General features: G+C 48.8%; 7 protein-coding genes. 4 read left to right on the forward strand and 3 right to left on the reverse strand.

The annotated features are described in order from the left end of the window. Positions 1-273: 273 nt before the first annotated feature. On the reverse strand, positions 274-2274 hold the full coding sequence (locus KIH86_RS14260; RefSeq protein ID WP_223085438.1) for an oxidoreductase: 2001 nt from the start codon (positions 2272-2274) through the stop codon (positions 274-276). Between the two features lie 223 nt (positions 2275-2497). On the opposite strand from KIH86_RS14260, the gene KIH86_RS14265 reads away from it, so the two are divergent. The 3 genes from KIH86_RS14265 (at position 2498) to KIH86_RS14275 (ending at position 10919) form a co-directional block, all read left to right on the forward strand. After that, positions 2498-3049: a TetR/AcrR family transcriptional regulator gene (locus tag KIH86_RS14265; protein WP_223110522.1), complete on the forward strand. Its 552-nt coding sequence runs from the start codon at positions 2498-2500 to the stop codon at positions 3047-3049. A gap of 357 nt (positions 3050-3406) precedes the next feature. Then, entirely contained in the window at positions 3407-9733 is a 6327-nt protein-coding gene (locus KIH86_RS14270; protein ID WP_223085436.1) for an OmpL47-type beta-barrel domain-containing protein, read from the forward strand. A 253-nt stretch (positions 9734-9986) separates the two neighbouring features. Continuing rightward, positions 9987-10919: an NAD-dependent epimerase/dehydratase family protein gene (locus tag KIH86_RS14275; protein ID WP_223085435.1), complete on the forward strand. Its 933-nt coding sequence runs from the start codon at positions 9987-9989 to the stop codon at positions 10917-10919. On the opposite strand, the gene KIH86_RS14280 is transcribed toward KIH86_RS14275, so the two are convergent. Together KIH86_RS14280 and KIH86_RS14285 are read right to left on the reverse strand one after the other, a co-directional pair. Then, positions 10916-11695 carry an AraC family transcriptional regulator gene (locus KIH86_RS14280; protein WP_223085434.1) on the reverse strand — a complete coding sequence of 260 codons (780 nt, stop codon included), beginning with the start codon at positions 11693-11695 and terminating at the stop codon, positions 10916-10918. The genes KIH86_RS14275 and KIH86_RS14280 overlap by 4 nt on opposite strands. Positions 11696-11719: 24 nt before the next feature. After that, positions 11720-12295: a LysE family translocator gene (locus tag KIH86_RS14285; protein ID WP_223085433.1), complete on the reverse strand. Its 576-nt coding sequence runs from the start codon at positions 12293-12295 to the stop codon at positions 11720-11722. Positions 12296-12478: 183 nt separating this feature from the next. Here KIH86_RS14285 and KIH86_RS14290 point away from each other — a divergent pair, with 183 nt between their 5' ends. Then, positions 12479-13468, forward strand: a complete 990-nt coding sequence (locus KIH86_RS14290) for a hypothetical protein (RefSeq protein WP_223085432.1) — start codon at positions 12479-12481, stop codon at positions 13466-13468. Positions 13469-13491 lie beyond the last annotated feature (23 nt).

Raw genomic sequence — 13491 nt, forward strand, 5'->3', positions numbered from 1 at the left:
GCAAATGAAACTGTAGTCTTTCTGAAGGCTGCTGTGTCATTTTATTGTCAGCTCGGTTTGAGCGATGCAATAACACAACGAACAACTTCATGGACGAAGGGTTGGTACTACGGGAAATGTAATATGCGGTATATCCGGCTCCGGTAAAAGCTCGCTGGCTATGGCTGTACTGTATGCCGAAGGGTCTGTGCGTTATCTGGAATCATTCTCCTCCTATACCCGAAGAAGAGACCTGCCGCCCGGCAGGTCTCTTCTTCAACAGCTGTGCAGCTACTATACGTTTCTAACCACCTCATAGGCATCCCAAACCGCATACATAATATTCTGTACCTGCTTGGCATCCCCTAGAAGATACGTTTCCGAAAGTTCATTCTGGAGTTCATCATACAATGATTTCTGAGGAGTATACCCGATTGCCAGGATCACGGAGTCTGCTTCCACAACGGATTCTTCGCCGCTCTTATTTTTCAGAACAAATCCATGCTCGTCCTTGCCCGAGATTATCGTGTCAGTCAGCAGCCGGATATTTTTGAATTTCACCAGGTCACGGAGCATATCCTCATTGGCATGACAGAGAGGTCCGCCAACGGATAAAATATCATCTTGCATTTCTACAAGCGTCACTTGCTTTCCTTGGTCAACAAGCCAGAGCGCGGTTTCGCATCCGACAAGGCCGCCGCCTACGATAATCGTGGAATCGCCGGGATCTTGCTGGCCCAGCAGCACATCCTCCGCAGTAAAGACTTTTTTGGACTCCCCAATGTTAAATACGCGAGGGGTCGAGCCAGTCGCAAAGATTACAACATCGGATTGGCTGTCCAGGACAGACTGCTTCGTAATCTCACTGTTGAGATGAATATCGACATTCAAATCGTTAAGCTCTGTCTCATACCAGGCAGCGAGCAAATGATCATCTTCTTTAAAATCGGGCGTTCCTCCCGGAATCAGATTGCCGCCAAGCCGGTTGTTCTTCTCGTACAGGGCAACCTCATGGCCGCGGAGCGCGGCAACCCGGGCAGCTTCACACCCGGCCGGACCGCCGCCGATGATGAACACCTTTTTCTTGGCATTTGCCTTATCGACTCCGTACTCTTTCTCTCTTCCGCAGGCGGGATTAACCGCACAGGAGATGGCGGCGAAGGTTTGCAGCCGTCCCATGCAGCCTTCCTGACAGGAGAGGCATGGGCGTATGCGGTCCATTTGCTCCGTCTTGATTTTATTCGGTATTTCGGAGTCCGCCAGTAGCGGTCGGCCAAGGGCGATCATGTCGGTTTGTCCTTTGCGGATCGCTTCGCTGGCCGTGTCCGGATTTTCCATTCTGCCCGCTGTGATCACCGGAACCTTGAGGATATTTTTGAGAATTTCATTATATGGCAAATACAATCCTTTCTCTTGGTACATTGGAGGATGCGCCCAGTACCAGGAGTCGTAAGAACCGACATCCCCGTTAAAGGCATCGTAGCCGGCGGCTTCCAGGATTTTGGCGGCCTCGATGCCTTCTTCAATGTCCCGGCCCTGTTCGCTAAATTCTTCCCCAGGCAAGCCGCCTTGGCGCCAATCCTTGATAAAGCTCTTAATGCTGTACCGGAGAGAAACCGGATAGTCCTGGCCGCATTCCGCTTTGATAGCCTGAACAATCTCGGTAGCAAACCGCAAACGGTTCTCAAGGCTGCCTCCATATTCGTCCGTCCGTTGGTTAAAGAAGGAGATGGCGAACTGGTCCAATAAATAACCTTCATGAACAGCATGGATTTCAATGCCGTCGAAGCCCGCTTTTTTTGCAATGGCTGCCGATTCAGCGAACTTTCGGATATACGTATGGATTTCTTCAACCGTCAGCTCGCGGCAGGTTACATCGTTCAACCAGCGATGAGGGATTGGGGAAGGCGCGACGGCTGTTCTGCCTACGATAGAAGGGATGCTTACGCGTCCGAAGCCTGCGGACAGCTGCAGGAAGATTTTGGACCCATAGGCGTGAACCCGCTCGGTCATCATTTTTCCCGTAGTGATAAAATGGAGAGGATTCAAGGTAGGACAGGGCATGGAAGGCAAGGCGCATTTCTCGATCTCATTCTCTACCATGGTAACGCCGGTAATTAGCAGCCCGGTTCCGCCTTTGGCCCGTTCCACATAATATTCGACCCCGCGCTCATTAAAAGAACCATCCGCATCGCACAAACCTCCAGGGCCCATCGGGGCCATAACAAATCGGTTCTTAAGCTCCAGCTTGCCGATTTTCATTGGCGTAAACAAGATTTTGTGTTCTTCCTTCATAGCATAAACCTCCCAAGGGAATAGTTTCGATGAATACATTCAGTGAATGAGTTCATTGTATACTATCCAAAAAGATAAACTTGTGATATATTTCACATTAGGGATGTGAGAGCGGCAGCGTATATCCTTGAGTGAAAAATATGATACAATTCGCATCAAATATATAGAAGAGTGGAGAACAACAATGTCCCCCAAAAAGTTAAATTCGCGGCAGCTTCAAAGCATGCAGACGAAGAAAGAAATCTATAACAGCGCCTTGCGTCTGATGAAAACGAAGGATTTAGAGGCAATTAAAATCGGAGAAATTTGCAAGGAGGCTGGGGTTTCAGTCGGGTCTTTTTACAATTACTTCAAGACGAAGAGCGATATATTGGTTGAAATGTACGAGCAGGCAGACAGCTATTTTGATGAGAAATATAAAGGGGTGTCCGATTCCCGGGATGCGAAGGAAGAGCTTGTCCGCTATTTCGAGGTTTATGCCGATTATAATGAAAATATGGGGCTGGAAACGATCAAGCAGCTTTATACAACGAATAATAAGCTGTTTATTGCCAAGGGTCGTTATATGCAAACTACTCTTCAGGGCATCATCGAGAAGAGACAGGCTTCCGGGGAGCTGGATAATCAGATATCTTCCGAGGAAATCACCGAGTTTCTGTTTATAGCTGCCCGTGGAGTGATCTACAATTGGTGTCTCCATGATGGCGACTTTAATCTGATCGTCAAGATGAAGCAATATATGGAACGGCTGGTTAGCACTTTTCAGAAACAATAACCGAATTTACCGGAGGCATGGAGAATCTCATCTCCATCGTCCCGCTCGGGCTCATAACAGAGCAGGTGGCTAAGGCTGCCTGCCTTTTTGGTTTGTATCTGAGTATTTGTACAGTTTTTATATAAAAGTGAATAAGCTGAATATTTGTTTTTTACACGTATAGCAGAATATTGCACTTAAAGATTGGAGCATCCTTTCGTATAATCCAATAGCAAACCGGTTTAGTAAAACAAGTTTAGCAAGCGGTTACATATGGGAGGTGATAGGAAGGGCAAGACTCTGGCACTCCGTTGATCCCGGTTTCTGAGCACACATGATTTGCATGCACTCCAATACATGAGGCAAAGGAGAATTGCAATGAGATTGTGGAATACGATGAAAAAACCCTTGAAAAGGCCAATGCTTACGGTGATGATTGCGAGCGTATTCATAGGCGGCTACGCTCCGACTCCTTACGTTCATGCTGCAGCCGGGGAAGAATATGACTCCGTGAATTTAGTGGCGCATTACCCTTTAAACAATACGTACAAAGAACAAAATAAACTGAATCCCTCCCAGATGCTGTCCAGCAGCTCCCCATCCTGGAATGCGGACTACGTCTCATTGGTCAACCCGGGAAATGCAAACGACGGACATATTGCAGGCCCCAACCCGGCAAATGCCGTAACGGGAAAGCGGATTTCATTCTCGCTGGATATCAAATTGAACATGAAGCAGACGCGCTCTACAAGCGGGGTGAATACGCTCTTGTCATACGGAGCGGATAACAACAATAACCTCACGCTTAGACCTTACTACAGTGCAGGAAAGGCTGCGGTTGTCCTGAAACGGAATGGGACGGATGTTGCTGCGGCAGCTTTTCCGTCACCTGCGGCTGATATGTGGCATAACTATACGATTTCGCTGGACGGCACAGCCGGTACCGGCAAGCTTATTGTATGGGTGGACGGAGTCAAGGCCGCGGAGGTTGGTTCGGCGGGAATTGGTGCGGATGAAATCGGCAATGGACAAATCCGGCTCAACCGGACGATCGCGACTTACTCCAATCTGGATTCGCACTACCGCGATGTTCGTGTGTTCAAGGATGCGCTGGATCAAAGCGCTGCGGATTACTTCGCGGGCGAGATTCGCGAATTTACCTGGAACAACCTGCTTGCCTTGAAGCCGCTGACCGATGGCATGGAGGTTAGAGGCGATCTTTCTCTGCTCTCTGATCCCCATATTACCTGGACCTCAAGCGACACCAATGTAATCAATCCGGACACAGGCTCAGTAAACCGTCCGGCTAGAGGCACAGGCGTTAAGGAAGTAACCCTGACTATGAACTGGTTCAATTACAGTCAGGCTTACAAAGTGAAGGTGGCGCCGCTGGATGCAAGCGATGATCTCATTGCCAGCTTCAATTTTGACGATCCCACTAGCGGTCTAGCAGGAGGCGGAGCAAAAGCCGCCGTTCAAGGCACTGCCAGCTACACCAGCTCGTTTGAAGGCAATGGCCAAGCGGCGAATATCGGCAGCGGATTCTGGCTTAATGTAACCAAAGCGGACGGAACGCCGCTTCTCGCCGGGCTTAAGGAGCTCACCATTTCGTATGACAGCAAGCCGAGCGGAGGCAGCGGCTGGGTCTTTTTTGCAGCGCCTAACACCAATACCCAGACCTACTTAAACGAACGCTATCTGGGGGTCCTTGACACGCCGGCTTCCGTGACGGTGGAGCGGTATAACAACAGCGGCGCACGTCCCCAGACTGCGCAATCCGGCAGCGGCACGGAGTGGAAGCATGTGGACGTAGTCATTACAGCCACTGAGAGCCGGCTATACATTGATGGCGAGTTGAAATCAACAGCAGCAAGCAGCCTGGCGTTAACCGACATCCTTACGACATCGGGCGGGATTCTCCAGATCGGGAAAGGCAACTGGGGATCGGGGGAGTACTACGCCGGCTTGATCGATAACTTGCAGATTTTCAATAAAGCGCTTACCCCAGATGACCTGACCGAATTCAGAATCAGGAATGTATCACCGGTCATTTCGCCGGATGCCGGTCAAATCTACGGACCGGTTACCATAACCCATCCGGCGGGGAACAAGTATATCTATTATACGACCGATGGAACAGCGCCTACCTTGAACAGCACGCCATATACAGGACCTTTTGAAATTTCAGGAGATGTGACGGTCAAGGCGGCCGCGATTGCTCCGAGCGGTATCAGCAGCGCCGTCGCAAGTGTTGATTATTACGGCAGCGAGTGGTCGGCTACCGCTAACGAATTCCGTCTGGACGGCGAGGACACCGTCAATAATGTGAAAATCTCCTGGCCGGTGATTTCGGGGACGGATTACTACGAAGTTTATCGCGGCGATGCGCTCATCAACCGGACGAACGGAGACACTGTGGATGAGTATGGCCTTGAGACGGATAAGGACTACTCCTATACCGTTAAGGCGATCAGAGGCGGAGAGCAAATCGCGCTTGCCAGCACCAACACGGTGCATACCTTCTCCTACGATCCTTCGGCCATTACGCAGAAAAAAGATAATTATACCGGGGCGGATAATCTGTCGACTGCAAATACCTACGGAATCAAGGTCGGAAGCACCTGGTATCACTATACGTATACAGCCGCTAAGAATGCCGCAACGGGCATTATTACCACGAGCATTTACGAGTTGACCGGTGGGGATGGACACAGCTATGGCAATGACCGGTTGCTCGGCTCTTTTGAGGATATGCGGGTTGAAAGCGCCGGGTACTCTCTGAACCCCAAGACCGGAAAAGTCGTCTTTACCGCACATGAGGAAGCCAGCAGCGGATATACACGGGCGGCTATATTCCTGGGCTCGGTTACTCCCGGCGGGAATGATTTTGCGGCGACCTTTAGAGGCCGGCCTTTTGACAAGGATTCGCGTGATATGTCCCTGTTTGTGGATGATGACAATAGGGCCTATATTTTGTTCGCGACCCGCAATAATAATGATACAGGGATTCTCGAATTGGACGGGAACTGGGAACAGCCCAAGGCAATGGTGAATACCGTGTTCGTGGGCAAGCATAAGGAATCGCCAACGATGATTAAATACGAAGGACGGTATTATTTCTTCGCTTCAACCACCAATGGCTGGTATCCAAGTCAGGCGGAGTATGCCTCGGCAGAGTCCCTTGCCGGTCAATGGACACCGCTGCGGGCGATCGGCAATGGATCTATGTATGCGACTCAAGCCAACGGAGCAGTCAAATGGACAGGAGCCAACGGCCGGGTTGCATTCGCCGAGAACGGCTACCATTGGGGTGAGCAGTATGCCGAGAATTTCAAGGACCCGATGGGCACATACGCCAGACTGTTCCCGATGGTATTCCATAACGGGATTGCGACAGCCGACTGGTTCCATCAGCTGGATGAGGACCCGGTCCACGGCGTAATTCCGGTACAGTCGGGCCGATATCTCTCACTGGGCAAGAAGGCTGTCGATTCAACCGGCCTGGATGCAGCAGCGGTGACGGACGGTGAGGATTTGGCTTCTTCTCCACGGGTGCAGCATAGTTCAATGGGCTATAACATCGTTATTGACCTGGAGCAGTATGCGCGGCTGTCCGAAATCAACCTGACTACCAGGGAGGTTAACGGGTCGGATACAGTGTACCGCTACACCTTGGAAGGCAGTCGGGACAATACGAATTGGACGGTGCTTGTTGACGGTTCAGCCAATAATGTCGTCGGATTTGTTACGAATCCCATATCGAATGAGGGACATTATCGTTACGTTCGATTAACCGTTAACAGCGTGATCAACGTGATCAATGGTCAAAGCGCGACATGGGCTGACGGAATCATTGAGCTGGCGGTATTTGGAACACCGTACATCGAGAAATCCGCCCTCGAGGCCAAATACAATGATCATAAAGACACGGTCCGAGGAAATTACACGAACGGGACCTGGTCAACCATAACAGCGGCGCTCCATAAAGCGGAGACGGTACTGGGCGATAATTCCGCAACACAGTGGGATGCTGACCGGGCGGCTCTGCAAATTGACGAAGCTTTCAATTGGGCCCAGACCGTCCACCCGGGCAATGTGACGGATTACTCCTCGGCCGGTGTGCCTGTCGGAGAAACCTGGTACGATACGGAAGGAAATCCCATTCAAGCCCACGGCGGCGGATTCCTGCAGCAGACAGCCGAAGACGGCAGGCCAATCTACTACTGGGTCGGGGAGAACAAAATTCACAACAGGGCTGCTTTCTATGCAGTCTCACTCTACTCCTCACGCGACCTGGTCAACTGGACGAATGAGGGGAATATTCTTGACCAATTCGCCGACACGGTTCAAGGTGCGGAATACGGGCTCCTGGATGCGAAATGGGAGCGGCCGAAGCTTGTGTACAATGACAAGACCAAGAAGTACGTCCTATATGGTCATTGGGAAACCGCAAGCAGCTATGCCAGCAGTCAAATCGCCGTAGCGGTAGCAGATCGTCCGGAAGGTCCGTATACCTTCCTTGGTCACTGGCGTCCGGGCGGTACATTGCGCAATTGGCGCAGCGACAATGGCATTTACCTGGATTCCGAATATTACAAGACCAGCGGGACCAAGGTTGCTGTTCCGGCTGATGTGCAGAACGATCCTGCCCAAATGGGTTATGTCTCACGTGACCTGACGGTCTTTACCGATGATGACGGAGCGGCATATCTGGTATCGGCGGAAGGTCACTCCATGAGGGTTCATCGGTTGAATGCCGATTATACGGATATGGACTTGACTACCTATGCATTCAGCGATGCTGCTGCGAAATCGGCGGATTTCGAGTCGTACAGCTTCTATGAGGATGTCGGACGGGAAGCGCCGGCGATTGTGCGCGCGGAGGACGGCTATTATATGGTATCCTCCGGACAATCGGGTTGGCTGCCGAACCAGGGAACCATCAGCTTTAACGCTGATCTCAAGAATCCCGAGGGTTGGACTCCTGTAAAAGAGAACGGCCTGCTCATCGAAAAGTATGCCTTCGGAAACAACAGCACCTACTACAGCCAACCGACCAACATCATGAAGCTGACCAATGAGGACGGAACCAAAACTTATATTTATATGGGTGACCGCTGGCGGTCGAGTCAGCTCTCCGATTCCCGGTATGTCTGGCTGCCGATTACGTTCAGCCAGGCGGAGCATACCGCCTCCATGTCTTATACAACGGGCTGGAAGCTGAATGCGGCGACCGGAAATGTGCAGCTTCCGAAGGTAGTCCTGGTGTCACAGGGCAAGAATGCGACAATCACCAATAATGCTTCGGTCACGGGGATTGAGAAAGCGAACGACGGCTATGCCTTCAATCTTCGGACATCCGGCGACTCGACCTCCTTCTTCGGCGGCCTGTCCGCTCCGTATGAATATACGGTTGATTTGGGGGATGTCTATGATCTGTCCCGAATTGATGTAGCCTACAGGCTGTACAATGGTTCGGAAATGTACCATCGATATCAAATTTATGGTTCAACGGATAACCAAAACTGGACGGAACTGGTCAACAATAATACGAATATTTGGGCCGGCTTCAACTCGGATAAGCTGAGTGGAAGCTACCGGTATGTGAAGCTCAAGGTGAATGAGGTAAGACGTGTCAGCAACGATGCGCTCAGCAACAGCTGGGGAAGCGGGCTGGTTGAGGTCCAGATCTACTCGGCTGCAGCCGATCAGACACCGCCAGCCACAACCGATGATGCTCCTGCCGATTGGGTCAACAGGGATGTCAATGTCACGCTGCATGCGGAAGATACCGAATCCTCTGTGGAGGCAACGTATTTCACAGTGAATGGCGGGCCTGAACAAACCGGAGAATCGATTTCCCTGTCGGATGAGGGCACGCATGACATTACCTATTGGAGTGTGGACGCAGCGGGTAATTCGGAAGAGCCGCATTCCGTGCAGGTAAAGATTGACAAGACGGCGCCTGTAACGACAGCCGAAGTGAATCCTGCAAGTCCGGATGGACTGAATGGATGGTATGCGCACCCGATAACGGTTACTTTGAATGCGAAGGATAATCTGTCCGGGGTTGTCGATACCGTATATAGTCTGGATAATGGCATCACCTGGCAAGCTTATACCGCGCCTATTTCACTTGGCGAAGACGGACAATATGAGTTGAAGTACTATTCAGTCGATAACGCAAAAAATACGGAAGAAGCGGCATCTGCGGTTTCACTTTACCTGGATCAGACTCTGCCCGCGATCGATATCCACAGTCCAACGGGCGAAATTTATCTTGACGCTCAAACCGTCGCAGTGGATTACACGGTATATGATTTGCTGTCCGGGATTAATGATTTGTCTGTTGCCGCTACGCTGGATGGTCAACCGATAGATAAGGGTACAGCTATCGAACTGTATAAGCTGTCTCTTGGAGAGCATGTTCTAATAGTAAGTGTGGTGGATCAAGCGGGTAATTCCGCTTCGGCAACCGTATCGTTCGAGACGACCACAAGCATTTCATCGCTGGAACAGCTTGTCAATCGTTTTGCAGCTGACGGGGCCATTGATAATCAGGGGATAGCCAACAGCCTCCTGAGCAAATTGCAGAAGAATAACCTGAACAGCTTTAGAAATGAAGTGAGAGCACAAAGCGGCAAGCATATTTCGGCTGAGGCAGCATCCGTCTTGCTAAGGGACGCCGAATATCTGTCGGAGTAGACGAAGCGGGAGAAATAGTTATGGAGACTTTCCGGATGGAAGGTCTCTATTTTTGTTGGCTGGGCTGAAGCCATTTCATTACATAAATAGATCAGCGGATGAAGCTGTCCATTTACACAAGCCATTGGTTCATTTGTTCATAGTGTATAGTATCTCTCATGGAAGAGGAGTGACAGACCGATGGCAGGGGCTCCGGGGATGGCTGCGTTATCGGGTGACATATGGATATGTACACGTTGAGGGGGTGAATTCCATGCATAAGGCAATCATCACAGGAGCAAATGGATTTATCGGCAGTTCATTAACGAATTATCTTGCGAGCAAGGGAGTAATCGTATTTGCTGTAGTCAGGAACGAACACTCGAATGTGGATACACTTCTGAAACATGACAATATAAATATGATCTATTGTGATCTTAACCAGGCGGAGCAGCTGGGGTCTTTGATAGCGGATCGGGATATTGATGTGTTCTATCATCTTGCCTGGACGGGGGCGTCAGGACCGGAAAGGGCAGACTATAAGATTCAGCTGGATAATGTATCCAACTCCTTGGAGTGCGCCAGGCAATGCAAGCTCATGGGATGTAAAAGATTCATTGCAACAGGTACGATAGGAGAGTTCATGGCAGCGCTGGCACTGCAGAATAATATCATTTCAGAGCATTTCACCTATGCTATTAGTAAAAAATTTTATCACTCTTTGCTAGACATCTATTGTAACAATCACAGCATTCCTTACACATGGTGCACTTTATCCGGTATATACGGGATTGGGGACCGAACATCCAATATTATTAACTATACAATCAAGAAATTATTACTTAAAGAGTTGCCCGAATATACGAAAGCGGAGCAATTATTTGATTTCGTATATATTGATGACTGTATCAAATGTTTGTTCGAAGTTGGACTGAAACAAGATGTCAAACCCTACTATTTCGTTGGCGGCCCTGCTCCGCGACCCTTGCGTGAATTTATTGAAACGGTCAAAAATGTAGTTTCCCCTGATTCCCCGATTGGGTTGGGAAAAAGAAAAGAAGATGGAATTGTGTACAAGAAAGAATGGTTTACAATGAATGAAACGATCGAACATTTGGGCTTTAAACATGATTACTCATTTGAAGAAGGTGTTAAATTAACTGCTGAATGGATCAAATCATCGGGCACCTCTAATCGCTTATCTTAAGCCTTTAGATGCGAGATATACTCCAAAGCTGTAGTTCCATATACGCGTTTAAAGTGTTTGTTTAAGTGGGCTAGATCAACAAAACCGCATGCATCTACAGCCGAATAGATATCTTTGCTTTTTTCGATTAACCGTTTGGCATGTTCAATTTTGCTGTTCAGGAAGTATTGGTAGGGTGAAATTCCGGTGTGAGCCTTGAACATGCGAATAAATTGAAACTTCGACAGACGAAGCTCTTTACACAGCTCATCTAGCTTAAGCACTTGTTCCAGGTTAGCATGAATCATTTCTTTTGCAGTTCTAATCCGTGCGTTCTCTTTCTTGTTGTCTGTAGAAAAATGGGTTTGGATAAGGGTATCTATGAGGGATATGAGCAATTCACTGCACAATGCCTCGTCTTGCTCAGTCAGTATGGCATGGGACAGATTTAGAATTTTTTGTTCAAGTCTGGAATCATATATGATCGGAGTTGAGAACCGCATAATATCCTTTTTCTCCGAAACCTTCAATAACAAATGCGGATCAATATACAGCATAACATAATCAAGTCCGGCCTTATCATGCGCCATTCCATCATGTGCCTGTTCCGGATTAAACAGCATAATTCCATTTTGATGAGATAATTGCAGACTGCCATCCAGGTTGTAATGCTGAATACCGCGCAATGTTACGCCGATTGCATACTCCTTGTGAGCGTGCTTTTTATATTTGAATTCGGAGATACTTGCCGATAAAGCAGTGATTCCTGCCGATCTTTTATAGAGAAATTTATCCACTTGTTCACCTCCTCGCAAGCGTCGCTACATCCAGATCATTAAGGCAGCGTAAGCCAAAAATAAGGCCATCATCATATTCACAATTTTACTATACTTCTGAAGAAATTCCTTGAAGAGCGTACCGAAAAGAACCCATGTAATAAAAGCCAAAAATCCAATTACCGTTATCGCTGCGATGCTTACTGATATATCAGAGAATGAGGTATAGTAGGGCATAATATAACTCGGAATTACTGTCATAGTAAAGAGTATAACCTTCGGGTTTAGAAACTGCATAAGCAAGCCGGACAAGAAAGTGGTCGTTTGGTTTGCAGCCGGATTTGCTGTATCCGTCTTGTAAATCTGGTAGGCGAGATAGAACATATACAAGCTTCCTATTACCTGCATCACCATTAATATTTTGGGCAGGATCGCAACAAGAATCGTATTCAACATAGCTGAAATAACAAGCAGCAAGCCAAAACCAATCGTTGCCCCATACGTATATTTCATAACTTTTTTGGCTCCCGAATGATGTACGGTGGACAATATGACGATATTTGTAGGTCCCGGGGTAAAAGTAGCAATCACACAGTAAATTAAAAAAGATGCAATATTCATGAGAATTCTCCTTTCAGGTCCTTCTCATATCCTACAACCCAAGTGAAACGCCATATAGTATATTATTGCAGGAAGTCAGCGGATGGACTTGTTCATCTGCACAAGCCATTAGCTTGCCTGTTCATAGAATATAGCGTCGCAATCAATCGGAATCGAACCCTTGAACAAGGAGGCTCGTCCAATATGATTATAGGAACAGTAGTCAATGCTTCAGGCTTGCCCCAAGCAAGGCTCATGGCGGCTTCTGTTAAGCGGATTATGCCTGAGACAACCGTGGTAGTCTGCCTGGTGGAGCAGTTCCTGGTAGAGCCGCTGCCGGACATTGACTGGATTTTTACGGCCAAAGAGATTTCGGCTTACATCGGATTCCCCGATTTTGACGGGCATATGTTCAAATTCAATTCTCTCCAATGCGCAACGGCGATGAAAGCTCAGCTGACCGCCTATCTGCTCAGAGCCTTCCCGGCGGAGGAGCAGATTGTGTATCTCGATCCGGAGATGTATGTATTCAAGCCGTTCAGTGAAATATGGGCAATGCTTACCTATTATGATGTTGTGCTCACACCCCACCATCTGGAGCCCTCCCCTGCCTGGGATTGCTCCCGAGAAATCGGGACGCTGGTAGACGGAACCTATAACAGCGCACTTGTAGGTGTTAGAAACAGCGACGGTGGCCGTTATTTTGCAGACTGGTGGGTGAAGATGACTTCAGGGGATTTTCATACACAGCCGAAAGGGCTGTACATCGACCAGCCTTATCTGAATTTCGTCCCCAGCTGCTTCCATACAGGCATCCTTCGCCATACCGGTTACAACCTGGGCTTCTGGAATCTGCATGAACACTGTAGAGAACTCTACTGGGTAGAAGATCAGTATTATCTGACTGACTGGACTTCGCTGCGCTGCGCGAACTTCAATAATTTTGCCGGGATGCTCGACAGCTCTATGAACGTCTTCATTCCAGACAACTGGGTCTATGCTCAAATGTGGAAGAACTACAAGCAGGAGCTGGAAGCATTGCTGTCCTGGCAATCACCGTTCTCATGGAGTTATGACTATTTTGCCAGCGGGGAGAAAATTTCGGATGAGACCCGATTACGCTACCGGGAGGCTAAAATATACCATGCTATTGAAGCTAATCCCTTCACTCTTTCTAATGAAAGCCAATTCTGACTACCGGATGAAGAAGGAGGATT

The organism is Paenibacillus sinensis (assembly GCF_019904155.1).
Classification (GTDB): Bacteria; Bacillota; Bacilli; order Paenibacillales; family Paenibacillaceae; genus Paenibacillus_AQ; species Paenibacillus_AQ sinensis.

Excerpts from the sequence above, each read along its gene's own strand:
- KIH86_RS14260 (WP_223085438.1), bottom strand. The coding sequence starts at position 2,274 with ATGAAGGAAGAACACAAAATCTTGTTTACGCCAATGAAAATCGGCAAG.
- KIH86_RS14285 (WP_223085433.1), bottom strand. The coding sequence starts at position 12,295 with ATGAATATTGCATCTTTTTTAATTTACTGTGTGATTGCTACTTTTACC.
- KIH86_RS14265 (WP_223110522.1), top strand. The coding sequence starts at position 2,498 with ATGCAGACGAAGAAAGAAATCTATAACAGCGCCTTGCGTCTGATGAAA.
- KIH86_RS14270 (WP_223085436.1), top strand. The coding sequence starts at position 3,407 with ATGAGATTGTGGAATACGATGAAAAAACCCTTGAAAAGGCCAATGCTT.
- KIH86_RS14290 (WP_223085432.1), top strand. The coding sequence starts at position 12,479 with ATGATTATAGGAACAGTAGTCAATGCTTCAGGCTTGCCCCAAGCAAGG.
- KIH86_RS14275 (WP_223085435.1), top strand. The coding sequence starts at position 9,987 with ATGCATAAGGCAATCATCACAGGAGCAAATGGATTTATCGGCAGTTCA.